Raw genomic sequence first — 21,772 nt, 5'->3', positions numbered from 1 at the left:
GCATGGACTACGGGTTCAGGTCACGTAACGGACAGAACTTCTTTCAAATCGATAGTGAGAACAAGGTGCTGAACGTCGCTGCATCGGGTAGCTACACGATCGGGAAGCCGCCGAATGCACCCGTGACGATCACCCAGGCGGTCATTACTTACCCGGCCCCCATAACCACCGCCGAGGCGCCGCACGTTTTCCTCAATCCAACCAACCAGGGCATGTACCACTCGTTGGTGCAACTGGGGGGGGCGGGCAACTGGACAGGGTTTCGTTTTCAGCTGCACTTGATGGCGCCGTTCAATGCGTCCGACTGCAGCGGTCGCTGGCTTGTCGCGACGTTCCGGTCCACGTCGCGCGCAAGCGAGTACGACTTGCGTCTGCGCAATGCCGCTAACGAGCAGATCTTCGTGGGCGCCGACAATCTCCTCGTGATGACAGGATTTCCAATCAACGAAGGCTGGAGTCTGGACAATCGGGGTAGTGAGGTTTCCGGTATCTACTGGAGCGGTTACCAAATGCCTTGGACGGGCTCCTACGATGATTACTTTCTCGCCTCCACGCTGCTTGGCGGGAAGATCTACAACGGCAATACAACGCTTCAGACACCTTGCGGATTCCATGCGGGAGTGCGCTCAACACTCAATGGTTACGTGGGGGCAATGGTGAGTTCAGAAGGGGGAACCGCTAAAAATGGCCGAACCACTTTCGCGGCCAGACCCATGCGGCCCTTGTGATCACGACCAAAAACGACCCGCCGCTGTGCGGGTTTTTTATTGACCAAATTTAGGATATTCCATGCCTTGGCTCAGAGGTGGAACAGTAGCTGTCACCGCGGGATCAACCACAGTCGTTGGAACCAATGCGGATTTCGCAGCCAACTCACGAGTCGGAGACGCGTTTGTAGGCCCGGATGGCTTTAACTATGAGATCGGAAACATCGCCAGCCAGTCTGTGATCTCTATCATTCCGGCTTACAAGGGGCCGACAGTAAGCGGCTCGGCCTATGCAATCATGCCAGTGCAGGGCTATCCGAAAGCGTTGGCTGACTCGTTCAATACATTGAAAAACCAGTTCGGCGGCGTGATCGCGGTGCTTGGCAGTGATCCGACGCAATCCGGTGTCCGATCGGCGCTCGGCCTTTCCAATGCTGATGGATTGACCGAAGGGGTAATGAACAAATACTTCTCAGAGGCCCGGGTATGCGGTACTCCTTTGACTGGTTTGAGCCTACCAGGCAATCCCACTGCTGTAGTGGCCACTGACACGGTTCTGGCTGCGCTGGCCAAGCTCCAGGCCCAGGTAGTCGCCCGGGCGGCTAGGGGCGAAAACTCGGACATCACTTCGCTCACCGGGCTGACGACACCGCTGTCGAGGGAGCAGGGTGGTCTCGGCGGTGCTCAGGGCTTCATTGAAGGCCTTGGCTTGGTCTGGCTGTCGGGTACTACTATTGCGGTTCGTGCGGGCAGCGCTTTTGTGCCGTCAGTTGGAAAGGTCGTGACCTACGCCGGGGGCAACATCACCCCCATGGGCGTCGGGGCGGTGAACACCTTCATTCACCTGTACCTCACCTCCGCCGGCGCCATCGAGCAGTCCACAACGGCAGCGCCGACGCGCTACTACAACCAGGCCCACCAGAAGACGGGGGACGCCTCCCGGCGCTACATCGCGTCGATCCTGATCAATACCAACGCGGCCGGGGCCTATCAGTTTGTCCATAGGCTCACCGACAGCTCGATCATGTACACGGTGGCCAGCCCGGAAACCACGACCTTTCGGCTGCTCAACGGCGGCACGTCGGCAGCGGCATTCAACACGCGAACCGTCACACCGGTTACGGCGCACACCCTGGAGGCAGCCTGGCAGAACGTCGGTAGCGCTTCGGTGAGGTTCACCCCCTCCGACGCAGGGACACCGGTAGCGTCAGGCTGGATGGTGTTCGTTCCTCCAACTGCCATTTTTAACGGCCGTTGCCCAATTGCTGGGGACGGCACCATTACGTACAGCGCAACCGGCGGCGGAAGTGCCAACTGCTACGCGCTCGGCTACTACTTCGACAGGTGACGAAATGCCTTACGCAATCACCGCCGCGGGTTGGCGGGCCATCAACCCAGACATGGAACTGCTGGAAGACGAGACCTACGTCGAGGAGATCCCCCAGTCATTGCTCGACGCCATTGCCGCACAGGATCTCCTGCGCGAAACCACGGCCACTCTGAATGCCCGAACCCGCCTGGCGACGGCTCAGGTCACGGCCCTGCAAAGCCGGATCGACGCCATCAACGACGCGATCGACGGCGAATACGCGCTTCCCGAGGAGGTCGACGAGAAGCCACAGCGGGTGGCGGCGTTGGCCGACTGGAAGAAGTACCGCGTCCTGCTGGGCCGAGTGACCGGGCTCCCGGTCTGGCCGACGGCGCCGTCCTGGCCTGAGCAGCCCGAGCCGTACAACGAAGAAACCACCGTGGCCCGCGCGACTTCGGCATGAGCCGATCGCCGCGCCTGAGTCCGCCCGCCCAGCGCGGGCATTTTTTTGCCTGGAGAAAAGCATGACAGTCACCGAACAAGACCGCGACGTCCTTGCGCGTACGCTGTGGGGCGAGGCCCGCGGCGAGACCCAGGCCGGCCAAGTGGCCGTGGCCTGGACGATCCGCAACCGGGTGTTCGACGGAAAGCCCAATTCCTGGTGGGGCGAGGGCTACGCCGGCGTGTGCCAGAAGCCGTACCAGTTCAGCTGCTGGAACAAGGACGACCCGAACTTCGCCTACCTGTCCGGCGCGAAGCCGATCCCGGCCCGCGAGCTGTCCCAGGCCAGGGCGGCGGCGGACCAGGTCATCGACGGAAAGGTGCCTGATCCCACCGGCGGGGCGACGCACTACTACGCCCTCAGCATGAAGAAGCCGCCGGCCTGGGCCGCGAAGGCGAAAAAGACCCTGCAGCTGGGCGGGCACGTCTTCTTCAAGGACGTGCCGTGATGGCCGTCCCGTGGAAGGCTGTCGCCGCGGTGGTGCTGGTGCTGATCGGCGCCGGGGCCGCCTGGCTGTTCCAGGACTGGCGCTACGGGCAGCAACTGGCCGAGCAGACCCGTCAGCACGCCGAAACCCTCAACCAACTCACCCAGGCCGCCGCCGGCGCCCAGCAGGCTGAGCAGGACAAGCGCCTGGCGCTCGAGCAGCGCCTGTCGGCCAGCGAGCAAACCCACTACAAGGAACTCAGCGATGCCCAAAAAGACCAGGCGCGCCTGCGCGATCGCCTTGCCACTGCTGATCTGCGGCTGTCAGTCATCCTCGATGCGGGTTCAACCGATGGCTGTTCAGTGCCTGCCACCGCCGGCGCCGGCGGCGTGGTTCATGGCCTCGTACGAGCCGAACTTGACCCAACGCATGCTCAAAGAATTGTCGCCATCACCGACGAAGGCGACAGGGGATTGATAGCGCTGCAGGCCTGTCAGGCGTATATACGCGCACTGGCGCCGTGACCTACATTCGTGGTCAAAAAAATTAGCATCGCTTTTGATGCTAATAAACAGTTTCGAGTCGCTTATTGGTCTTTTGAATCGCATTGAGGTCCATAATGGTTTGCGCGAAATAGTTGTTGAATCTAACACGAAGTTTTATTGTCTCTGCACTGGCTTGAATCTCTACATTGTATTTCTTGAGTGCCTCGTTTATGTTGCTTGACCAGTGCTCTATGAACCTTGCGTAGTGTTCTGGAAGGCATTTAAAAATTGCTTCCGTCTTAGTTGCTACGCTTGGGGTTTCAAAGTCGGATATGATTTGGTGAGCGAATATATTTCTTATATCTCGCAATCCGTGCAATAAGTTAGCAACGCCTTCAGGAATTATTCCTAATCTAAAAGAAAGATCTATTTTGGCGGCGAAATTGTTAACAGGGAGCTTTTGCTTTCCTGAGTTTGGAATTAACCTGTCAAGTATCAAGCTCTCAAGTGCTGCCTCTGCGAATACTGCTGCAAGTAGTGCAGCACCCCTATCATTTTCAGCTTGAATCAATTCAAAGCATTTTGCGTGAACTTCTGTATCTGTCATGCCGCTGAACATAAGCATCTCCTCAGGGTCTCCAGATGAGATTATATGATCTTAAGGATGACGCTATAGCTCGTACCGTTTTTTGTACCATTCCTGCGTTTTTTAGGGGGTTTTAGGGGGTTGAATGCCCCCTGAAGCCCTTTAAAACCCCCAGACCAAAAACGCCAGCATTTACGCGCCGCTGGTGAATTCTTGAAGTCAATAGATCGTTTTAGATGGAGGAGAAAGGCCGGCAAGAATTCCGCGAAGGCTATCAGCTTCACGTTTGTAGGCATTCTCCGAGCCGCGCATGTCGTGCATTTTTCTGCGGATCTTTGCTGTTTCTGCCGCCTTCTCGCGGAGGGTGGCCATGGCCTCGTCCCGCTGCCTGATGGCTTCGGCGTGCATCTGGACAAGCTTGAAGATCCGCTCCCGCTGCTGGCGCAGCTGCAGGGTCAGTTCCTCGAACTCGTTCTCGTAGATCTTGAGCTGGTGCTGGCAGGTTTCGAGCGGCGTCGGGCAGCCGAGCCAGTCGTCGGTGTTTTCGATTTCGGAGGGGTCCACGGTAGGGGCCTTGATGTGTACTGTTTAAATACACAGTAATCGAGGTGGCCCCGGCCGACGAGAACCAGGCGACGAGCTGTCAGTCGGGCGTCATCAGGACGGCGAGGGTCATCTTGATGAACTCCTCGTTCTTGTCGATCGCCCAGAGCGCGCCGCGCACGTTGTCGGCGACTTCGGCGGATCCTCGCTGTTCAACCCAGTTCGAGAGCTCCAGGATGGCGGCCTCCAGGGCGAGCTGATTTTCGTTGATCTTGAAGAGCAGGGAAGGGAGCAGGTCGGCATTTGGCATGGGATTTCCTCGGCAGAAGAAATCAGCGTAGCAGGGGATGTGTTCGGTTGGCAGAACGCCGGAATGCAGGGACTTTCTGGCCGAAAGCCTGTAGGGACTTTTGCGGGGAAACGTGAATTACGGTAAAGCACGGTACGGCATCGATTGCAGTGGGCGCCGTTCCAAAAGACTGATCCGTATAGCTTTTTATGGCCCCTGCAAGCATGGGGTGCTAGGGGTCGAGTGTTCGAATCACTCCGTCCCGACCATTATTCCTGAGTAAAATCAGACACTTAAGCCGATCAGTCAGATCGGCTTTTTTGTGCCTGCGCAAAACGCGCGCAAAATGTCACTGTCACCCGACAAACCTTCATTTCAGTGCAACGTCACCACCTTGCGACTTTCTCCGATCCTGATTCGATCCAAGGCACGGTTCAGCGCATCCAAGGCATCCAGAAGGGCCTTTGCCTCAGCTTCCCGACCCTCCCCCCAGAGACGCTCAGCCATTTTGTTCAAGGCCTGGATAGAGCGTTCAATCTCGGCAGCGGTGGCTGCTTTGCTTTCCGGGTGTTTCTTAAGCATTGATACAACTCTGTATGCATGAAGGTGTCTGGAGCAGTCTATCTTAGCCCATGCCGAAGGGAGACTCCTGCTTCTGGGGGGTGAACGAAGCCTGAGCCCGACCGGGTGACGAAACGAAGAATAGAGACGATGAAAGAACCTACCTACCAACTGCTGGAAGTCGCTGACGGCAAGCCGATCAAACTGTGGACCGAGGGCGTCCCGGTGGAAGAGGAAGCGCGGCGGCAATTGTTGAACACCGCCAAGATGCCGTTCATTTTCAAGCACCTGGCCGTGATGCCGGATGTGCATCTGGGCAAGGGCTCGACCATCGGCAGCGTGATTCCCACGGTCGGGGCGATCATTCCGGCGGCGGTCGGGGTGGATATCGGTTGCGGCATGATCGCTGCGCGCACCTCACTGAGGGCTGCCGATCTGCCCGACAACCTGCATGGCCTGCGCAGTGCCATCGAGCAGGCCGTCCCTCACGGCAGAACCCTGACCCGCTCAAGGCGCGATACAGGGGCGTGGGATCAGATACCGCCACAGGCAGACCAGGCCTGGGCGGCGCTGTTTCCGCGGTTCAAGGCGATCACCGACAAATACCCGAAGCTCGCCGACACGAACAACCGCAATCACCTCGGCACGCTTGGCAGCGGCAACCACTTCATCGAGGTGTGCCTGGATGAGGCCGACCGGGTCTGGTTCATGCTGCACAGCGGTTCCCGCGGCGTGGGCAACGCCATCGGCAACCTGTTCATCCAGATGGCCCAGAAGGACATGCGCCAGCACATCGCCAACTTGCCGGATCGCGATCTGGCGTACTTCGAAGAGGGCAGCCGGCACTTTGACGACTATGTGGAGGCAGTCGGGTGGGCGCAGGACTTCGCCCGGCAGAATCGGGTCATGATGATGGACGCGGTGGTCCGTGCGACCCGGACCGTCATCCGCAAACCGTTCGAAGTGGCCCTGGAAGCAGTGAACTGCCATCACAACTATGTGCAGAAGGAACAGCATTTCGGTGAGGACGTATTGATCACCCGCAAGGGGGCCGTGTCGGCGAAGAAGGGCGAGTTGGGCATCATCCCAGGGTCGATGGGGGCCAAGAGCTTCATCGTGCGCGGTCTGGGCAACGAAGAGTCGTTCTGCTCCTGCAGCCATGGCGCAGGCCGAACCATGAGCCGCACCAAGGCCAAGAATACCTTCACCGTAGCGGATCAGGTTCGCGCCACCGCTCATGTCGAGTGCCGTAAGGATGCGGACGTGATCGACGAGATCCCGATGGCCTACAAGGACATCGAGAAGGTCATGCACGCGCAGCGTGAGCTGGTGGAAGTGCTGCATACCTTGCGTCAGGTGGTGTGCGTCAAGGGATAGGCAGCGTCGGACGGCGCTGACCGTACCGCCTGCCTTCAAAGTGCCAGCAGACGGCAAACTGCTGGCCCCCGGATGATCTCCGTATCGGCAAACTCGCCTTTTTTCAAAAGGTTAGGTGGGCTATATGCGGACGATTGTCATCACCGTTGCAACGCTTTCCCTGGCTGCCCTTGCGCTGGGGGCTCAAGCGAAAGAACTGAGCAAGAGCCATCGTTTTGCATGCGCGTGGGGCTCGGACATCGCCGCAGGCGCACAGCAATCGAAACTGTCGGGGATTTCCCTGTATGGCGCGCGCAAGCGCTTGCAGGTTCGCAAGTTCCAGCAGCCATGGATGCGCATGACGGCCATGGGCATTACCGAGCAGACCTACAACAGCACTTCCCGGCTCAAGCCGGCGGCGGTCAAGCAGACCTATTACGAGCAATGCGTGCGGCATGAGCTGGCGCAGCGCTGAGCACAAGGCCCGCCCTCAGGGGTGGGCTTTTTCATGCCTGGCGCCCGTGCTAAGTCACTTGTCGCTTTCGCAGTTGACCATCCAGGACACGCCGAAACGGTCCGTCAACATGCCGAAACGAGCGGCCCAGAAGGTCACCTCCAGCGGCATGTCGATGCGTCCGTCCTTGGCCAGAGCGTTGAAGACCCGTTCCGCCTCGGCGACGCTGTCGACGTTCAGGGACACCGAGCAGCCGCTCATGCCCGGGGTCGGGCGGTCGGGAGTGGTGTCCGAGGCCATGAGCATCTGGTCGCCGACCTTGAGGCACGTATGGATGATCAGGTGGTGATGGTCTTTCGGTACGTGTTCGGCGGCAGGCGTTTCGCCGAATGACATCATCGCTTCAAGCTTGCCTTGCAGGCATTGCTCGTAAAACGTGAAGGCGGCTCGGCAGTCGCCGTTGAAGATCAGGTAAGGGTTGATTTTCATGGTAGTGCTCCCGGAAGTCGAAACGCGGGCGGCGGCGATTGTTCACCCGGCAGCGCGTTCGACGCATGAACCATAGCAAAGCGTTGGACATCGGGAGCGGCGGTGTTTTTCCAGATGTTTTGCGCATGGTTGGCGCCAGCCTTATCCCTGAAGCGGTCAGTCCACGATCACCCGCTCATCTTCGTCGCCCAGGCACACGGTCAGTTGCTGCCCGTCCTTGTCGAATGCGCAATACGGCAGCGAGCGTTGCTTGGCGACCATCAGTGGCGCGCTGATGAAGAGGAGCGACAGCAGAATCGCTACCCCACTGCGGACAATCAACTTGAAGCGGGAAAGCGATGGGGCGCGCCGTGAGCGCTGGAACGCGCCCAGCAGCAAGAATCCCACGCCGATGAGCATGGCGATTTTGATTTCCTGCGGGCTGGTGCTGTAGATGAGGTTGTCGGAATCTTCAGGGTAGTTCGCCAGCCACCAGGCGCCGATGGACAGGGGCAGGAGTCCGGCGCCGATGCAGGCGGCGGTCGAGCCGGGCAGTCGCAGCAGCACTGTCAGCAGCAACCCGGAGGTTGCGATCAGCCAGCCGGTGGCGAACAGTTGCCCACCCAAGCCACCCATGAAGGTGCCGGTGACGTCGATGGGCGTGATCAGGCTCCAGTCATAAAAGGCGATGTGCGCCATCAAGGCCAGCAAGGCGAGCCAGCAGACGGGATAGTAAAACCACAGGGCAATGGGGCGGGGCAACACACGCGATCCTTTTCGTGACGTTCGGGGGGCGGCAGTATGCCCGGTCGGACGTCAGGAGTCCCGGGCGATTTGCCCTGGCGCCGAACCGGCCACCCTAGGCGCACGCATCAGGGCATCGATGGCCTTGCGATAGCTCTGCCCGCCCAGGGCCATGCTGTTGTTATGCGTCCCACCGGGCACCAGCAACAGCCGTTTGGGCTGCCGGGCGGCAGCGAACAACTGCTCACTGAACCGGGGCGGCACGAACGCATCTGCCTGGCCATGCACCACCAGCAGCGGCATGTGGATATCGGCGATCTTGTCGATGGAGTCGAATTTCTGCGACAGCAGCCAGCGCACCGGCAATGAGGTGTCGGCCACGGCGGCGGCTACGTCCGCCAAGGAGGTGAAGGTGGACTCGATGACCAGCCCGCGCACCGGCAGGGGGGTATGGTCCCTGGCGGCGTTGCGGCCCAGTTCGGCGGCCAGGTCGATGGCCACCGCGCCTCCCAGCGAGTGGCCGTAGATCAAGCGCTTGCCCGGATCGGGCTGCAGTTGTTGAAAGCGTTCCCAGGCCACTCGGGCGTCTTCATAGACGCTGCTTTCCGACGGCAGGTCGCCCTGGCTTTTGCCGAAACCCCGATAGTCGATGGCAAGCACCGAATAGCCGGCCGCGCGCAATTGTTCGATGCGGAACAGTTGGCCCGTCAGGTTCCAGCGAACGCCGTGCAGATAAAGGATGGCCGGAGCGTTGGCCCGTTCCGCCGGCCACCACCAGGCGTGAATGCTTTGCCCGGCTCTGAAGCGCTTCGGCTGCAGGTCGAGTTCTTGCACGCTGTCGGGCAAGCCGTGATACCAGCCTGCGGTGCCGGGTTCGATGCGAAACAGCAGCTTGCGCTCGGCATGCTCCAGCACGGCGCAGCTTGTCGGCAAGCCGATGATCAGGGCAGCCATGCAGGCGAACGTCAGCCGACGGCGTCGCAGACGGGTCATGAAAGCGGGGAGCATTAAGCGTTTCACCGGAGCGCGGACAAAGAACGCTTTGTACCAGAAGCCTTCGTCCGCGCGCGAGATTTTCGACCGCCGCGCACCAGCAATGATTGCAAGATGCGACGGTGGCTCAGTCCACCGTCAACACGATTTTGCCGATGTGGTTCCCCGCTTCCATGTGGGCGTGGGCCAAGGCTGCCTCGGTGAGCGGGTAGACCTTGTCGATGATCGGCAGGCAGCGCCCGGCCGCCAGTGTCGGCCACACATGTTCACGCAGTTGCGCGGCGATGGCCGCTTTCTCGTCGCCGGTGCGGGCGCGCAGCAGCGAGCCGGTGACCACCGCCCGTTTCGCCAGGATCGCCAGCAGATCGACGTCGTTGGCCCGGGCGCCCCCGAGGAAGCCGAGCATCACCAGACGTCCGTCCATCGCCAGTGCCTGGAGGTTGGCGTTGAGGTAAGAGCCGCCCATGATGTCGAGAATCACGTTGACGCCCTGGCCAGCGGTTCTTTCGGCGATGAGCGCGGAAAATTCCTGCTCGCGGTAATTGATCGGTTCACCGCCGAGTTCGCGGATGGCCGTGCACTTGTCGGCGCTGCCGGCGGTGGCGAAGGCCTCGATGCCGAATTCGCGGCAGAGCATCAGCGCGGTAGTGCCGATGCCGCTGGTGCCGCCGTGGATCAGGACTCGCTGGCCTGGCCGGGCGCCGCCCAAGCCGAACAGGTTGGCCCATACCGTGAAGAAGGTTTCGGGAAGCGCTGCCGCCTGCACCCAGTCCAGCCCCGCAGGCATCGCCAATGTCTGGCCGGCAGGCACGCTGCAGTATTGGGCGTAGCCTGCGCCATTAGTCAAAGCGCAGACCCTGTCGCCGATGGCGAACGTATCCACCCCGGCGCCGAGGGCGACGATCTCTCCGGCCACTTCCAACCCGGGGATCGGGTTCATCCCGGGCCTCATCGGATACAGGCCGGCCCGTTGCAGGGCATCGGGGCGGTTGATGCCGGCCGCGCGTACCCGGATCAGCACTTCGCCTTCCGGCACGGTCGGCAACGGCACGCGCCGGGGTTGCAGGACGTCCGGACCTCCGGGGCGGGTGATCTCGATTCGGGTCATTTCAGTGGGCAGGGTCATGTTCGGTGCCTCGCAAGGTGTGGTTCGGTGATGAAAACAGGTCGGTCAACTCAGGCAGCGGTGTCGCGCAAAGGTGTAAGGCAACCCTATCGCGGCCAGTTCCAGCAGCAGCGCCACCGCCAATGAGCCGGCGGCTGTCAAACACAGCAGCGCATGGTTGCCTCCGCTGGCCTCGAACAGTGCCGATGACGCGAACCCGGCCAGCGCCTGAAACGTGGCGAACGAAACGGTCGCGCGGTTCCTTTGCTCAAAAGGTTTATGGCGCTGAGCATATCGACTAAGGTCGCTGCACATGCGCAGCGATTTTGCTGAGTGATGATGCATTTGTGCATCAGTGGGGGAGGCAATATGAACTGGGATGATGCCAAGGTGTTTCTGGCGGTTTGCCGCGAGTCGACCTTGCGTGGTGCGGCGCGGGTCCTGGGGGTTGATCAAGCCACGGTGGGACGGCGCGTCACGGCACTCGAGCAGTCGTTGGGCGCCAAGCTGTTCCTGCGTACCTCCGATGGCTATGCGTTGACGACGGTGGGTGAGGCTGCGCTCTTGTCCGTGGAGAAAATGGAGCATTCGGCGCTGGAGTTGGAGCGCCGGATCCAGGGCATGGACGAGCGGCTGAGCGGAAACGTGCGGGTCAGCACCACCGACTCTCTGGCCATCGACTTTCTGATTCCGGCCATCGCGCGTTTGCATGAGTTGCATCCTGACGTGCGTGTGCAATTGGACGCCTCCACGCAATTCTCGAGCCTGGCCAAACGCGAAGCGGACATCGCGGTGCGCAACGCTCGGCCTGACGATCCCGACCTCATCGCGCGCCGCATCGCGCACTGGCCGGTGGGGCTGTTCGCTTCGCAGGCCTATGTCGACGCGCGAGGCGTGCCGTCGCCGGGCACTGCATTCGAGGGCCATGACCTGGTGGTGTATCAACCCTATGTGAAGGCCGGAAAAGAGGTGACGCTGGCGTCCGAACCGGTGGGGCGCGGGCGTATCGTGGCAGGTCTGAGTTCTAGCCTGTTGGTGCGGCGTTCGATTGCCGCCGGCATCGGTGTAGGAGAAATTCCCGTCTACATGGGGGAGCGGGACGGGCTGGTTCGGCTCTGGCCGGAGCGCACGCGGCCACAAGCCTATGAAGTGTGGCTGGTGACCCATGCGGATCTGCGTCACACGGCGCGGGTCAGGGCGGTGATCGAGCAGATCGTGGACGCGTTCGCACCGGAGAACGGATAGGCCAGACGCGCTGAATGCGTGGACTTGGCAAGGCTACGTCGGGTGGCGACATTGCCTACATTAAGGGCGGAATTCGCCGGCTTGTGGGTTTTCGGGCCGGGCTCTATCGTTTTCCAGACCTCGGACGAGACAAACCCCTCGTTCTGAAGGGATCAATCAGGGACGAATTGATAGCCGCAGAGGTGTGGAATTGATTGCAAGGGAAATCAGCCCGTTTCAGGAATGCGACATGTCCAGAGCCACCGACAAGACCGAATCCATGAACCACGTCAGCCGAGAGGAATTCAACGCCAGGATCGAGACCATCGAAGTCAGGATGGATGCCCGGATCGAATCCATGTCCGCGAAACTGGATGAGTTCGTCGCGGTGCAGGCGGAACGGGACAAGGCGTTCCTGGAGCGCGAAAGGGCCCGGGAGGAAACCCGTCTGGAACGTGAGCGGCTTCAGGAAAAAGCCCGGTTGGAGCGGGAGCGATCCTGGGAGCGCGCACGGCTGAGGTGGGAGCGATCTCAGGAAAGGGCTCGGCAGGAGCAGGGCGCAGCACAGGATAAAGCACGGCAAGAATGGGAAGCCGCTCAGGAAAGGGCCCGGCAAGATCGGGAGAAGGCGCGGGAGGTCGCACAGCGGGAACGAGACAAGGCACAGGAGGTCGCACAGCAGGAACGAGACAAGGCACAGTTGGAGCGGGACAAAACGCAGCTGGAGCGTGAAAAGGTCCAGCAGGAGAGAGACAAGCGCCTGGAGCTGATCGCGGAGCAAACGCTCAAGGCTGCCGAAGGGGCCCAGCAAGCGGCAAGGCAAGTGATCAATTTCAGAACCAGCTATTGGGCAGGTGTTGCCGTGCAGTTTCTGGCAGGAGTGGCCATTCTGGTGGGGGCCATCTACACCAACCAGGCCAACGTGATGGTCGCGATACAGACGACCTTGGCGGCGGTTCAGTCGGTCAAGGAGGCCAGCGCACCCGTGCCTGTTGCCACGCCGGTCACCCTGGAACAATGAAAACGGCCTTCAAATGAAGGCCGTTTTTGGGTGGTGCGTTTGTCTCAAGGCATTTCTGGCAATTCCTGGGGCCTCAAGTCAAACACCAGCACTTCGGCATCAGCACCGTTGCTCAAGGTCAGCGCCTGTTCCTCACGAACCCGCACGCCGTCGCCTTCCTGCAACTGCACGCCGTTCAGCTCAATTCTGCCGCGAGCGACATGCACGTAGGCATAGCGATGGGTCGGCAGTTCCAGCGTGGCGCTTTCGTGGCCGTCGAACAGCCCGGCAAACACCCGTGCATCCTGGCGCACCTTCAGCGAGCCGTCGGTGCCGTCCGGCGAGATGATCAGTTGCAGCCGGCCGCGTTTTTTCTGCGGGCTGAAATGCTCCTGCTGATACCGAGGCTTGGCGCCGCTCACATCGGGCACGATCCAGATCTGCAGAAAGTGCACGGGCTTGCTCGTCGAATGGTTGAACTCGCTGTGGGCCACGCCGCTGCCGGCGCTCATCAGTTGCACGTCGCCGGGGCGGATCACCGAGCCGGTGCCGAGGGTGTCCTTGTGTTCCAGTGCGCCTTCGAGCACGTAGGAGAAGATCTCCATGTCACGGTGCGGGTGCTGGCCAAAACCTTTGCCGGCGGCGACGCGGTCGTCGTTGATCACCAGCAGGTCCGAGAAACCCTGTTCGCGCGGGTCACGGTAGCTGGCGAAGGAAAAGGTGTGGAACGACTTCAACCAGCCATGGTTGGCGAGCCCGCGGTCGGAAGCTTTGCGAAGGGTCAGCATGATGGAATCTCCTGTCGGGACGTTGATTCGTCCGCTTGAGGAGAAGATTAATATTTACCGGTTTGAGCAATAAGTAGGTGAAAATTGAAATACTGTCCTGCTCAAGTTGACAGTTTTGTGCTGCGGATCACGGCGTCTTTCGGGCCGCTCGTGGTGTACTGCGGCAAAATGCGGCAATTTATGCCGAATCATAGATTTCAGTGATGTGTCTCCCATGAAAAGCGTGGCAATGGTGCTGTTTCCCGAGTTTCTCCTGCTGGACATGGCAGGCCCCCTCGAAGTGTTTTCGGTGGCCAACCGCTACCTGAAGCCCCAGAACCATTATCGGTTGACCACCCTGGGCACCGAACGCGGGCCGTTGCGTGCATCCAATGGCGTCTTGATGCACACCGACCGGTGCATCGAGGACGACAACGAGCGTTACGACCTGCTGCTGGTGCCCGGCGGGCCCGGCGCCTACAACGAAAGGCTGCCGTCGCTGCAGGCCTGGCTGCCGGGGGCGGTCGGTCGGGCGGGGTGTTACGGTTCCATCTGCACCGGGGCATTCGTGCTGGGGCATGCCGGGCTGATCGACGGCTATCGCGTCACCACCCACTGGAACTACACCGAGCGGCTGATCAAGGGGTTTCCCAAGGCCATCGTTGCGACAGACCGGATCTACGTCGAGGATCGCAACCTCATCACCTCCGGCGGCGTCACCGCCGGCATCGATCTGGCCCTGGCGGTGGTCGCCCGGGATCACGGCAAGAAGCTCGCCCAGGACGTGGCCAAGGTGCTGCTGGTGGTGATGAAGCGTCAGGGCGGACAGGCTCAGTTCAGTCCGCTGATGGCGGCGGTGGCCCCTCAGGAGACGCCGGTCACGCGGGTGCAGAACCATGTGCTGGAACACCTGGAGGAGGCCTTCAGCGTTGAGCGGATGGCCGGGATCGCGAACATGAGCCCGCGGCACTTTGCGCGGGTGTTCGCCCGGGAGGTCAGCATGACGCCCATGGAGTTCCTGCAGAACGCACGCATCGACCGTGCGCGCAATCTGCTGGAAACCAGCGACCTGCCGCTCAAGACCGTGGCGTTCAAAAGCGGTTTCGGCAGCGTGCGCCACATGCGCTTTCTGTTTGGCGAAAAGCTGGGCCTGACGCCGCTGCAGTACCGCGAACAGTTCAGCTAGAGCGTTTCTGTCCGTCCCGGGCACCCGGATGTCCGTGCTGCGCCCCGTGTGGCGGTTGTGCCGTCATGGGGGCCTGCCAAGATAGCGGGCATGAACAGCCTCGTTGATTTGAGCACGGCATCGGTCCTGCGGTTCGGCCCGTTTGCCTTTCACCTGCGCCAGCGGCTGATCCTCGAAGGGGATCGGCAATTGCGCATGGGCGGCCGTGCGCTGGACATCCTGCAGGTGCTGGTCGAGCGCGCCGGCCGCGTCGTCAGCAAGGAGCAGCTGATCGCGCTGGTGTGGCCGACGTCAGTGGTCGAAGACATCAACCTGCGGGTGCACATCGCCGCCTTGCGCCGGGCGCTGGGCGACGGTGAGAAGGGCCAGCGCTACATCGTCAACGTGCCGCAGTGCGGTTACAGCTTCGTCGCCCCGGTGCAGGGCGACAGCGTTGCGCAGGTGGTGTTCGAAAGCCTGCAGGCCCCCCAGCACAATCTTCCGGCGCGGCTGACCCCGGTGACCGGTCGGGATTCACTGGTGGGTGGCCTGGTCCGCCAATTGCCGCTGTGCCGGCTGATGACCGTGACGGGCCCCGCCGGCGTCGGCAAATCCACCGTGGCCTTGCGCGCGGCCGAGCTGCTGCTGCAGCACTTTCGCGACGGGGTGTGGCGGGTGGATCTTTCGCTGATCGACGCCAGCGCCCCCTTGCTCGACGCGTTGCTGCAAGCCCTGGACACCGACTATCGCACCCTGACCGCCCGCCACGCCCTGCTGGTGCTGGACAACGCCGACCATTGGCGTGAAGCCTGCCGCGAGGTGCTGGAGACGCTGTTGGCGGCGGCCCCGCGGCTGGTGATCCTGGTCACCAGCCGCGAAGCGTTGCAGGTCAACCTCGAAACCGTGCAGAACGTGCCGCCGCTGGCCGTGCCCGGTGTGTCGGCGTGCTGCCATGTCGCTGAGGCCATGGCGTTTTCGGCGGTGCAGTTGCTGGTCAGCCGGGCCCGGGCACGGCAGCACGGCTTTGCGCTGCGTGAGCAGGATCTGCCGGCGGTGCGCGAGATCTGCCAGCGGCTCGACGGCTTGCCGCTGGCGATCGAACTGGCGGCTGCGCAGATCGATGCGCTGGCGCTGGTCGGGCTGCACGCCCAGCTGGACAACGGCCTGCAATGGCTGAGTTTCGGCAGGCGCACGGCGGTGCCGCGCCATCAGTCCATGAGCGCCGCGCTGGACTGGGGCTGCCGGCACCTGAGCGACCAGGAGCGGCGCGTGCTGCAACGCCTGGCGGTGTTCAAGACTGCCTTTACCCTGGACGCGGCGATGGCCGTGATCAGCTGTGCGCAAATGCCGCCGTCGATGCTGGCGGCGGCGGTTGAACGGCTGGCGGCCAAATCGTTGCTGACGGTGGAGCGGGGCAGCGGGGTGGTGCGCTACCGCCTGCTCAACACCACCCGGCGCTACCTCGGCGAACAGCCGGCGGACAGCGGCGACTTGGCTGAACTGGAGCGGCGCCATGCCCGCTACAGGGGGCGCACGCACGATGCCTCAGACGTCCGTCTGGCTGCGCAATTCGTCCAGCAGTAGGCGCACCTTGCGCAGATCCGGCGTCGCGTAGCCCTCGGTGAAGCGCCGATAGACCGGGTCGAGAAGCGCCAGCGCCTCGTGGTGGCGCGCCTGACGCTGCCACAGCCGGGCCAGCGACGTGGCGCTACGCAGTTCCCAGGCCAGCGCGCCCTGGTTTCGGGCGATGTCCAGCGCTTGCAGCAGAACGGCTTCGGCGGTTTCGGTTCTGGCCGTGTCTGTCTCGACGCCATCGCCAGCAGGCTGGCTCCCACAGGGTTGTGCATACACCGATCCCCTGTGGGAGCGAGCCTGCTCGCGATGGCGTCCGTCCAGCCGCAGCGGTTCTTCAGGCAACAGCTGCTCGGCCCGGGCCCGCAGGATCTCCGCCGTGCTCCATCCCGCCGCGCCGCTCTGCGCGCGCTCCAGCAAGGCATCGTCAATGAAGCCGCTGTCGAGCGTCACCATGATCTCGCGGACCAGCCCGCTGTCGGCCGGCGGCACGGCGACGGCGGTGTCGGCGTCGATCACTTGCGCATACTGCCGGGCCCAGGTGTGGAACAGCAGCACCGAATGCTTCTGCGCCTGTTCGTGCAGCTGGCGCAGCAGGGCGCGGGCGTTCTGCCGGTCGCCGTTGTAATGGGCGATCAGGCAGGTGGCGAGGGCCAGGGTGTAGCAGATCGACGTGCCATGGTCGATCTGCACGGCGATGTCCAGCGCCTGCCGGGCCGTGCGCCACGCCTGTTCGGGAAAGCCCTGCAGCCACAGCACCCGGGCGAGCACCGTCAGCGAGGCGACGCTCTGGTCGTACTGCACGCCGAAACCATGGGTGAAACGGTTGCGGTGGCCGCTCTGGGCCATGCGCTGGATCACCTGCTCGGCATGGATCCGGGCCTGCGGCTGATCCCCCGCGTAGTGCAGCGCCAGCACCCGCAAGCGGTGCGTGCTCAACGACAACAGCGGATCGCCGTGCAGGCCCAGGTTCTCGAACTGCTCGCTCTGCTCCAGCGCCATCCGGTAATGGCCGCAGCTGAGGTTGACCGCCATGTGCCCGGACACGGCGCGCAGTTGCCCGGCGATGTCGTCGTGCTGCCGGGCCAGCGCATGGGCGCCGACGAAGGCGTCGATGGTCTCCGGCGTGCCGCCGAAGGTGTGGTAGCAGGCACTGCCGAGCGCCAGCTTCAGGGCGATTTCCAGGCGGGGGCAGGGCGAGGCGGCAGACGCCAGCAACTCAAGGGCCCGACGCACATGGCCGCCGTATTCCTTGAGCAGCGAGAGTTCTTGCCACAGCGGCGCCGAGGTCGCGGTCAGGCGTACGCCCAGATCCTGCGGGCCTTCCCCGTTCAGCGCCCAGCCCAGCGCCGCGCGCAGATCCTCAAGGCCACGGGCGTAGCGTTCGATCCACAGCACGGTGGGGGTCATTTCCCAATCGGCCTGGGCCTGGTGCATCAGCGCCAGGCAACGTTCGGCGTGGCGTTCGCGGGTCTGGTCGAGTTCCAAGGCGTGGTCGAGCTTCTCCAGCGCATAGCGGCGGGTGGTGTCGAGCAGGCGGTAGAACACTTCTTCATCGCCGACCTCGACGCTGAGCAGCGACTTGGCCACCAGTTGCGTGACCGAACCGAACACGTGGTGCGGTTCGATGTGCCGACCGACGATCACGGCTGCTGCCGACTCCAGGGTAAAGCCGCCGCGGAACACGCTGAGGCGGCGCAGGCAGGCCTGTTCGCAGGCACTGAGCAGGTTGAAGCTCCAGTCCAGCGTGGCCCGCAGCGTCTGGTGCCGGTTCTGGCCGATCCGCTCGCCGGCGGGCAAGCGGCCTTGCAGTTGCATCAGCAAGCCTTCCAGTCCGAGCGTCGCGACCTGCGCGGCCGCCAGTTCCAGCGCCAGCGGAATGCCGTCCAGCCGACGGCAGATCTCGATGGCCAGCGGCAGGTCGGCATCGCCCAGTTCAAAGCTGTCGTGGCCGGCCATCGCCCGTTCGGCGAACAGTTGCAGCGCCGAAAAGCTCATGGCCTGGGCAAGGTCGGGCACGGCGATCGGCGGCGGGCAGTCGAGGGATTCCAGACGCTGCACGAACTCGCCTTCGATCCTCAGGCTTTCGCGGCTGGTGGCCAGGATGTGCACCTGGGGCGCACCCCGCAGGATGCCTTCGCTGAGCAGGGCCACGGCGTCGATCAGGTGCTCGCAGTTGTCGATCACCAGCAGCATGTGCCGGTCGCGCAGGCTGGCGATCAGGCAACTCAACGGATCATTGTCGTGCAGCGACAGGTCCAGCAGATTGGCCAGGTGCGAGCCGATCAGTTGCGGATCGTTGATCGGCGCCAGGTCCAGCAGGCGGATGCCGTCCCGGTAGCGCCCGATCAATTGTTCGGCCACGCGCAGGGCGACGGTGGTCTTGCCGATGCCGCCGGGCCCCACCAGGGTGATGCAGCGCTGGCGCGGCAGCTGGGCCATCAGGTTGTCGACCAGCGCCTGACGCCCGATCATCCGCGTGCGGCGCAACGGCAGGTTGTGCCGGCCGGTCGCGCTCGGTGATGGCGTGTGCTCGATGGCCTGCAGGATGATCGGCGCGACGAAGCTGTAGCCGCGCTGGGCCACCGTGACGATGTAGCGCTGCCCGGCCTGGCCGTCGCCCAGCGCCTTGCGCAAGGCGGCCATGTGCACCCGCAGGTTGATGTCTTCCACCACGCTGTCGGGCCAGACCCCGGCGATCAGCCGCTGCTTGCTCACCACCTCGCCGGCGTGGGCCAGCAGGATCAGCAGGATGTCCAGCGCACGCCGGCCCAGGCGCAACGGCTGGTCGCCTTCGAGCACCAGCCGCTGGCCGGGGTGGATCCGATAGGGGCCGAAACCGATGGCCTGATCCGGGGAAAGACTCAACCGCTCACTCCTGTACCGCTTTCTTGTGATCCCGGCCGCACGCGTTCACGGGGCGAGGGCCGGGGCGGACGGTGGCCGGCAGGGTCTGCCGGGGCGTCTAGTCCGCTGTTTCCGGGCATATTCCCCATGATTGCCCGCGAGCGCAATGTGCTGGCGAAGGGCTCCGGCGGCGATCCGGGGTCGCACCCACTGTATTTAAAGGCCGAAACCTGCACCGGCCCGTCCGACGACCGGAAAAAATTAACAACGATTAACTCGTCCCTGGCCGGCCTCGCCCCAACACTGCGGGCGAAGGAATGCATACGTCCGGAGGACGCTGCGATGAGCGAAGTGGTGGTGGTCTATCACAGTGGTTACGGGCATACCCGGGTCATGGCCGAAGCGGTGGCCCTGGGCGTTGCGCGCCACTCGGGCAGCACCTGCCGGCTGATCGCCGTGGAGGACGTGGACGCGCATTGGGAATGGCTGCACCGCGCCGACGCGATCGTTTTCGGTGCGCCGACCTACATGGGCAGCGCGTCGGCGGCGTTCAAGCAGTTCATGGAAGCCACGGCCGCGTTCTATCTGGCCAGGCCCTGGCGCGACAAGCTGGCGGCGGGCTTCACCAACTCCGGCAGCCTGTGCGGCGACAAGCTCGGCACCCTCCAGCAAATGGCCGTGTTCGCCGCGCAGCACTCGATGATCTGGGTCGGCCTGGACCTGTTGCCGGCGCGTTCGTGCCAAGGATCGTTCGACGGGCAACTGAACCGGCTCGGCAGTTCGTTGGGCGCCATGTCCCAGTCGTGCGTCGAACGGCCGCCCGGGCAGGTGCCGCCGGTCGAGGATCGCCGCACCGCCGCCCACCTGGGCGAACGCGTGGCGCGCCTGGCTCAGCGCATGGCGCTGCGTTGAGCAGGGATCAGAGCCCTTTGACCACCCGGCAGCGCCAGGCGAACGGATTGATCCCTTCGCTGCGGGTGAAGATGTGGCAGAAATGCGCCTGGTCGCAGAAGCCGCATTCTAGGCTGATCTGGGTCAGGCTCAGGTCCGTGTGCTGGATCAGCAGCTTGGCCCGGGCGATGCGCTGGGCGCGGATCCAGTCCTGGGGCGAAAGCCCGGTGCTGCACTTGAAGGCGCGGGAAAAGTGGCTGCGCGACAGCGCACAGGCGCGGGCCAGTTCGGTGACTTCGAGGCTTTGGTCCAGGCGTTCGAGAATCAGCTGTTTGACCAACCGTTCCCGCTGCGGGCTGAGGCCGCCGGTCTGAGGTTTGGGCGCATCGCCGGCAGGCATGCGGGCGAGCGTTTGCTGTAGGTGAGCCATGGCCAGAATCCGTGTCGGGGGGAACGCACGGTCAGCGCCTTCCCTCAGGTCGAAAAAACAACGCTGCGCAGAGGGATTCATTGTTCGGCGGCGGGGCGGAGGCTTGCGAGTTAAACGTTGTTAATTCCGCCGCAAACGCGCATGGCCCGTCACCGTCGTTCGGGTAAAGTGCGCAGCACTTGCGCCTGACTCCATAAGGAAAACACGTCCATGAACCGTAACGATCTGCGCCGCGTCGACATGAACCTGCTGGTGATCTTCGAAGCGCTGATGTTCGAAAGGAACCTGACCCGCGTCGCCGAAAAACTGTTCATGGGCCAACCGGCGGTGAGCGCCGCGCTGGGTCGCCTGCGGGATCTGTTCGATGACCCGTTGCTGCTGCGCAACGGTCGCGGCATGGAGCCCACCGCCCGGGCCCTGGCGATCCTGGACGAGCTGCAGCCGGCCATGGACGTGATCAGCGGCGCGGTCAGCCGGGCCAAGGCCTTCGACCCGGCCACCAGTTGCGACGTATTCCGCATCGGGATGTCGGACGATGCCGAGTTCGGCCTGTTTCCGCCGCTGCTGCGCCAGTTGCAGGAGGAGGCTCCGGGGATCGTGGTGGTGGTCCGCCGCGCCAACTACCTGTTGATGCCGACATTGTTGGCCTCCGGGGAAATCTCCGTGGGCGTTAGCTACACCACGGATCTGCCGGCCAACGCCAAACGCAAGAAACTGCGCGACATTCCCTGCAAGGTGCTGCGCGGCGACGACCGTCCGGGGCCGCTGACCTTGGACGAGTACTGCGCGCGGCCCCACGCGATGGTGTCGTTCTCCGGCGATCTGAGCGGCAACATCGACCTGGACCTGGCCAAGGTCGGCCGCACCCGCCGGGTGGTGCTGGGCGTGCCGCAGTTCAGTGGCCTGCGCGCCTTGCTGGCCGGCACCGAAATGATCGCCACCGTGCCCGACTACGCGGCGTGCGCACTGGTGGAAGGCTGCGCGCTGCGGGCCGAGGATCCGCCGTTCCCCATCGACGCGGCGCAGCTGTCGATGGCGTGGAGCGGGGTGCACGACAACGACCCGGCGGAACGCTGGCTCCGGTCGCGGATCAGCCAGTTCATGTCGGCGGAGCTGGACATTCCGGTGGCGTAGGCGCCGTTGCCCGGTCAGTGGGGGGCAGCAGGGCAGGGCCAAGACAGTTGCTCCCGCCCGTCGAAAAGGGCGCGCGATCTTTCAATCCGGGTATGCGCCATCGCAGACGGCTTGCAAACGAGCTGCGCTGCCGCTCATCGGAATCCCGCCCCGATGAGCGGCAGCGCAGCTCGTTTGCAAGCCGTCTGCGATGGCGCATACCCGGATTGAAAG

At 63.1% G+C, this 21,772-nt stretch carries 24 protein-coding genes and 1 pseudogene; 13 read left to right on the top strand and 12 right to left on the bottom strand.

Going from position 1 to position 21,772, the window contains the following annotated elements; translation table 11 throughout:
- Positions 1-2: 2 nt before the first annotated feature.
- The 5 genes from CAG33_RS08930 to CAG33_RS08910 all read left to right on the top strand — a co-directional run bounded on the left by CAG33_RS08930 (position 3) and on the right by CAG33_RS08910 (position 3,469).
- Positions 3-728 (top strand): hypothetical protein, encoded by a 726-nt coding sequence (locus tag CAG33_RS08930; protein WP_085637863.1) that lies wholly within the window; start codon positions 3-5, stop codon positions 726-728.
- A 61-nt stretch (positions 729-789) separates the two neighbouring features.
- Positions 790-2,055 (top strand): hypothetical protein, encoded by a 1,266-nt coding sequence (locus tag CAG33_RS28215; protein ID WP_139832998.1) that lies wholly within the window; start codon positions 790-792, stop codon positions 2,053-2,055.
- Between the two features lie 4 nt (positions 2,056-2,059).
- Positions 2,060-2,479, top strand: coding sequence for a hypothetical protein (locus CAG33_RS08920; RefSeq protein WP_085637858.1), 420 nt, complete (start codon positions 2,060-2,062; stop codon positions 2,477-2,479).
- A 61-nt stretch (positions 2,480-2,540) separates the two neighbouring features.
- Positions 2,541-2,966 (top strand): cell wall hydrolase, encoded by a 426-nt coding sequence (locus tag CAG33_RS08915; protein ID WP_085637855.1) that lies wholly within the window; start codon positions 2,541-2,543, stop codon positions 2,964-2,966.
- Positions 2,966-3,469, top strand: coding sequence for a lysis system i-spanin subunit Rz (locus tag CAG33_RS08910; protein WP_085637852.1), 504 nt, complete (start codon positions 2,966-2,968; stop codon positions 3,467-3,469). The genes CAG33_RS08915 and CAG33_RS08910 overlap by 1 nt, the downstream gene beginning before the upstream one ends.
- Positions 3,470-3,509: 40 nt before the next feature.
- Here CAG33_RS08910 and CAG33_RS08905 read toward each other — a convergent pair whose 3' ends face one another.
- The 4 genes from CAG33_RS08905 to CAG33_RS08890 all read right to left on the bottom strand — a co-directional run bounded on the left by CAG33_RS08905 (position 3,510) and on the right by CAG33_RS08890 (position 5,430).
- Complete coding sequence (locus CAG33_RS08905; RefSeq protein WP_170929966.1) at positions 3,510-4,049, bottom strand: DUF4145 domain-containing protein; 540 nt, start codon at positions 4,047-4,049, stop codon at positions 3,510-3,512.
- A gap of 186 nt (positions 4,050-4,235) precedes the next feature.
- A complete protein-coding gene (locus tag CAG33_RS08900; RefSeq protein WP_085637846.1) occupies positions 4,236-4,580 on the bottom strand; it encodes a hypothetical protein in 345 nt (114 codons plus the stop codon).
- A gap of 79 nt (positions 4,581-4,659) precedes the next feature.
- The gene (locus CAG33_RS08895; RefSeq protein WP_085637843.1) at positions 4,660-4,869 is read right to left on the bottom strand and encodes a hypothetical protein; all 210 of its coding nucleotides are present in this window, start codon (positions 4,867-4,869) and stop codon (positions 4,660-4,662) included.
- Positions 4,870-5,223: 354 nt separating this feature from the next.
- A complete protein-coding gene (locus CAG33_RS08890; protein WP_085577449.1) occupies positions 5,224-5,430 on the bottom strand; it encodes a hypothetical protein in 207 nt (68 codons plus the stop codon).
- A 129-nt stretch (positions 5,431-5,559) separates the two neighbouring features.
- On the opposite strand from CAG33_RS08890, the gene CAG33_RS08885 reads away from it, so the two are divergent.
- Both CAG33_RS08885 and CAG33_RS08880 read left to right on the top strand, forming a co-directional pair.
- On the top strand, positions 5,560-6,786 hold the full coding sequence (locus CAG33_RS08885) for an RtcB family protein (RefSeq protein WP_085634095.1): 1,227 nt from the start codon (positions 5,560-5,562) through the stop codon (positions 6,784-6,786).
- A 124-nt stretch (positions 6,787-6,910) separates the two neighbouring features.
- Positions 6,911-7,240 (top strand): hypothetical protein, encoded by a 330-nt coding sequence (locus CAG33_RS08880; protein WP_085577447.1) that lies wholly within the window; start codon positions 6,911-6,913, stop codon positions 7,238-7,240.
- Positions 7,241-7,294: 54 nt separating this feature from the next.
- On the opposite strand, the gene CAG33_RS08875 is transcribed toward CAG33_RS08880, so the two are convergent.
- The 5 genes and pseudogenes from CAG33_RS08875 to CAG33_RS08855 form a co-directional block, all read right to left on the bottom strand.
- Positions 7,295-7,708 carry a VOC family protein gene (locus CAG33_RS08875; protein WP_085637839.1) on the bottom strand — a complete coding sequence of 138 codons (414 nt, stop codon included), beginning with the start codon at positions 7,706-7,708 and terminating at the stop codon, positions 7,295-7,297.
- A gap of 156 nt (positions 7,709-7,864) precedes the next feature.
- Complete coding sequence (locus tag CAG33_RS08870; protein WP_256575770.1) at positions 7,865-8,452, bottom strand: hypothetical protein; 588 nt, start codon at positions 8,450-8,452, stop codon at positions 7,865-7,867.
- 51 nt (positions 8,453-8,503) lie between these two features.
- Complete coding sequence (locus tag CAG33_RS08865; protein ID WP_085577445.1) at positions 8,504-9,439, bottom strand: alpha/beta hydrolase; 936 nt, start codon at positions 9,437-9,439, stop codon at positions 8,504-8,506.
- 112 nt (positions 9,440-9,551) lie between these two features.
- Positions 9,552-10,550, bottom strand: coding sequence for an NAD(P)H-quinone oxidoreductase (locus CAG33_RS08860; protein WP_085577444.1), 999 nt, complete (start codon positions 10,548-10,550; stop codon positions 9,552-9,554).
- 45 nt (positions 10,551-10,595) lie between these two features.
- Positions 10,596-10,790 (bottom strand): annotated as a pseudogene (locus CAG33_RS08855) (MFS transporter); the annotation flags it as partial.
- Between the two features lie 108 nt (positions 10,791-10,898).
- Between CAG33_RS08855 and CAG33_RS08850 the strand changes: the two are divergent.
- Together CAG33_RS08850 and CAG33_RS28735 are read left to right on the top strand one after the other, a co-directional pair.
- The gene (locus tag CAG33_RS08850; protein ID WP_085577443.1) at positions 10,899-11,774 is read left to right on the top strand and encodes a LysR family transcriptional regulator; all 876 of its coding nucleotides are present in this window, start codon (positions 10,899-10,901) and stop codon (positions 11,772-11,774) included.
- Positions 11,775-12,003: 229 nt separating this feature from the next.
- A complete protein-coding gene (locus tag CAG33_RS28735) occupies positions 12,004-12,774 on the top strand; it encodes a hypothetical protein (RefSeq protein ID WP_256576724.1) in 771 nt (256 codons plus the stop codon).
- A gap of 44 nt (positions 12,775-12,818) precedes the next feature.
- On the opposite strand, the gene CAG33_RS08840 is transcribed toward CAG33_RS28735, so the two are convergent.
- Positions 12,819-13,541, bottom strand: coding sequence for a pirin family protein (locus tag CAG33_RS08840; RefSeq protein WP_085637836.1), 723 nt, complete (start codon positions 13,539-13,541; stop codon positions 12,819-12,821).
- A gap of 214 nt (positions 13,542-13,755) precedes the next feature.
- Between CAG33_RS08840 and CAG33_RS08835 the strand changes: the two genes are divergently transcribed.
- Both CAG33_RS08835 and CAG33_RS08830 read left to right on the top strand, forming a co-directional pair.
- A complete protein-coding gene (locus tag CAG33_RS08835; protein ID WP_085577441.1) occupies positions 13,756-14,706 on the top strand; it encodes a GlxA family transcriptional regulator in 951 nt (316 codons plus the stop codon).
- A 90-nt stretch (positions 14,707-14,796) separates the two neighbouring features.
- Positions 14,797-16,269 (top strand): winged helix-turn-helix domain-containing protein, encoded by a 1,473-nt coding sequence (locus CAG33_RS08830; protein ID WP_085637833.1) that lies wholly within the window; start codon positions 14,797-14,799, stop codon positions 16,267-16,269.
- Here CAG33_RS08830 and CAG33_RS08825 read toward each other — a convergent pair.
- Positions 16,231-19,125, bottom strand: coding sequence for a winged helix-turn-helix domain-containing protein (locus CAG33_RS08825; RefSeq protein ID WP_085637830.1), 2,895 nt, complete (start codon positions 19,123-19,125; stop codon positions 16,231-16,233). The genes CAG33_RS08830 and CAG33_RS08825 overlap by 39 nt on opposite strands.
- 321 nt (positions 19,126-19,446) lie before the next feature.
- Here CAG33_RS08825 and CAG33_RS08820 point away from each other — a divergent pair, with 321 nt between their 5' ends.
- On the top strand, positions 19,447-20,016 hold the full coding sequence (locus CAG33_RS08820; RefSeq protein ID WP_085577438.1) for a flavodoxin family protein: 570 nt from the start codon (positions 19,447-19,449) through the stop codon (positions 20,014-20,016).
- Positions 20,017-20,023: 7 nt separating this feature from the next.
- Here CAG33_RS08820 and CAG33_RS08815 read toward each other — a convergent pair whose 3' ends face one another.
- Complete coding sequence (locus CAG33_RS08815; protein ID WP_085577437.1) at positions 20,024-20,425, bottom strand: helix-turn-helix domain-containing protein; 402 nt, start codon at positions 20,423-20,425, stop codon at positions 20,024-20,026.
- A gap of 210 nt (positions 20,426-20,635) precedes the next feature.
- Between CAG33_RS08815 and CAG33_RS08810 the strand changes: the two genes are divergently transcribed.
- Positions 20,636-21,559, top strand: a complete 924-nt coding sequence (locus CAG33_RS08810) for a LysR family transcriptional regulator (protein WP_085577436.1) — start codon at positions 20,636-20,638, stop codon at positions 21,557-21,559.
- Positions 21,560-21,772 lie beyond the last annotated feature (213 nt).

This window comes from Pseudomonas sp. B3(2017), assembly GCF_002113595.1.
Classification (GTDB): Bacteria; Pseudomonadota; Gammaproteobacteria; order Pseudomonadales; family Pseudomonadaceae; genus Aquipseudomonas; species Aquipseudomonas ekonensis.
This window is presented reverse-complemented; position numbering and strand designations above follow the sequence as displayed.

Bases quoted from the DNA above. Each gene is read 5' to 3' on its own strand.
- CAG33_RS28215 (WP_139832998.1), top strand. From the start codon at position 790: ATGCCTTGGCTCAGAGGTGGAACAGTAGCTGTCACCGCGGGATCAACC.
- CAG33_RS08880 (WP_085577447.1), top strand. From the start codon at position 6,911: ATGCGGACGATTGTCATCACCGTTGCAACGCTTTCCCTGGCTGCCCTT.
- CAG33_RS08895 (WP_085637843.1), bottom strand. From the start codon at position 4,869: ATGCCAAATGCCGACCTGCTCCCTTCCCTGCTCTTCAAGATCAACGAA.
- CAG33_RS08830 (WP_085637833.1), top strand. From the start codon at position 14,797: ATGAACAGCCTCGTTGATTTGAGCACGGCATCGGTCCTGCGGTTCGGC.
- CAG33_RS08865 (WP_085577445.1), bottom strand. From the start codon at position 9,439: ATGCTCCCCGCTTTCATGACCCGTCTGCGACGCCGTCGGCTGACGTTC.
- CAG33_RS08815 (WP_085577437.1), bottom strand. From the start codon at position 20,425: ATGGCTCACCTACAGCAAACGCTCGCCCGCATGCCTGCCGGCGATGCG.
- CAG33_RS08915 (WP_085637855.1), top strand. From the start codon at position 2,541: ATGACAGTCACCGAACAAGACCGCGACGTCCTTGCGCGTACGCTGTGG.
- CAG33_RS08860 (WP_085577444.1), bottom strand. From the start codon at position 10,550: ATGACCCTGCCCACTGAAATGACCCGAATCGAGATCACCCGCCCCGGA.
- CAG33_RS08835 (WP_085577441.1), top strand. From the start codon at position 13,756: ATGAAAAGCGTGGCAATGGTGCTGTTTCCCGAGTTTCTCCTGCTGGAC.
- CAG33_RS08840 (WP_085637836.1), bottom strand. From the start codon at position 13,541: ATGCTGACCCTTCGCAAAGCTTCCGACCGCGGGCTCGCCAACCATGGC.
- CAG33_RS08910 (WP_085637852.1), top strand. From the start codon at position 2,966: ATGGCCGTCCCGTGGAAGGCTGTCGCCGCGGTGGTGCTGGTGCTGATC.
- CAG33_RS08920 (WP_085637858.1), top strand. From the start codon at position 2,060: ATGCCTTACGCAATCACCGCCGCGGGTTGGCGGGCCATCAACCCAGAC.
- CAG33_RS08890 (WP_085577449.1), bottom strand. From the start codon at position 5,430: ATGCTTAAGAAACACCCGGAAAGCAAAGCAGCCACCGCTGCCGAGATT.
- CAG33_RS08850 (WP_085577443.1), top strand. From the start codon at position 10,899: ATGAACTGGGATGATGCCAAGGTGTTTCTGGCGGTTTGCCGCGAGTCG.
- CAG33_RS08820 (WP_085577438.1), top strand. From the start codon at position 19,447: ATGAGCGAAGTGGTGGTGGTCTATCACAGTGGTTACGGGCATACCCGG.
- CAG33_RS08905 (WP_170929966.1), bottom strand. From the start codon at position 4,049: ATGTTCAGCGGCATGACAGATACAGAAGTTCACGCAAAATGCTTTGAA.
- CAG33_RS08885 (WP_085634095.1), top strand. From the start codon at position 5,560: ATGAAAGAACCTACCTACCAACTGCTGGAAGTCGCTGACGGCAAGCCG.
- CAG33_RS28735 (WP_256576724.1), top strand. From the start codon at position 12,004: ATGTCCAGAGCCACCGACAAGACCGAATCCATGAACCACGTCAGCCGA.
- CAG33_RS08810 (WP_085577436.1), top strand. From the start codon at position 20,636: ATGAACCGTAACGATCTGCGCCGCGTCGACATGAACCTGCTGGTGATC.
- CAG33_RS08875 (WP_085637839.1), bottom strand. From the start codon at position 7,708: ATGAAAATCAACCCTTACCTGATCTTCAACGGCGACTGCCGAGCCGCC.
- CAG33_RS08930 (WP_085637863.1), top strand. From the start codon at position 3: ATGGACTACGGGTTCAGGTCACGTAACGGACAGAACTTCTTTCAAATC.